Raw genomic sequence first — 926 nt, 5'->3', positions numbered from 1 at the left:
TTTATCCTTGAAGGAATGGAAGAAATGGCTATCATCTCAAAAGGACAAAAGGAAACGAAAAAGGATGTAATTTTAAGATAAAGTGAGATTAAGAGAGATACTGTCCAAAATACGGGGGTTAATCCGAAATATTTTACACTCTCTTTTCATGGGAGGATCGGGAACGACGCTTGCCTTAATCGCTGCGATTTTCCTTGTATCCGCTTCAAAACATTATCGAACGATTGGAAAGCTATCAGCACCTGCGGGGATTTTTAATATTAATGAGCCTGTTCTTTTCGGATTGCCTGTTGTGTTAAACCCTGTCATGTTCATTCCGTTTTTAACGATTCCGGTTCTTTTAACACTAACGTCGTATCTGGCCATTGCTATAGGACTCGTTCCTAAGACGGTCGCCCTTGTTCCTTGGACGACTCCGCCCCTCATTAGCGGTTATCTCGTGACAGGAGGATCATTCGCCGGCGTTGTTTTGCAGCTTTTTAACATTACGCTCGCTACTGCCCTTTACATTCCATTTATAAAAGCATCGATGAGAGCCGAACAGAGAAATTTTCATAACGAAGGAGATAAAGCCGATGCCGACACAACAAAAGCCTCTTGAAGAAATTGCCTTTCAAATCATTCTTCATTCAGGGAATGCTCGCTCATGTGCCATGGAAGGCATTCAATTAGCAAAAGCAGGAAAATTCGCTGCCCAATCAACCGTTGAAAAACCCTGGAATTGCTGCCGTGTTAAGTGCTCTTTGGTCCGGATTTGGCCAAATCTATAACGGACAAATAGGAAAAGGCATTTTATTTATTAGTCTCTTCACCACTTTCTGTGGTACACGCACAATTCCAGAAATAAAGTTAGCGAGATTAGATACTAATCTAGTCGAACTCCTTCATCTGCTTAGGCACCATTCAGTTGGTAGGTTGAAAGCGGT

2 pseudogenes are annotated in these 926 nt (G+C 42.0%); both read left to right on the top strand.

Features of this window, described 5'->3' with window-relative positions:
• Nucleotides 1-142: 142 nt before the first annotated feature.
• Nucleotides 143-601 (top strand): annotated as a pseudogene (locus E2L07_RS20595) (PTS transporter subunit EIIC); the annotation flags it as partial.
• Nucleotides 576-689 (top strand): annotated as a pseudogene (locus E2L07_RS21455) (PTS lactose/cellobiose transporter subunit IIA); the annotation flags it as partial. The pseudogenes E2L07_RS20595 and E2L07_RS21455, both read left to right, overlap by 26 nt.
• Nucleotides 690-926: the final 237 nt, after the last annotated feature.

Source organism: Halalkalibacterium halodurans (assembly GCF_004376175.1).
GTDB lineage: Bacteria > Bacillota > Bacilli > Bacillales > Bacillaceae_D > Halalkalibacterium > Halalkalibacterium halodurans.
Note: the sequence above shows the minus strand (reverse complement) of the source record. Positions and strands in the feature narration are given on the sequence as shown.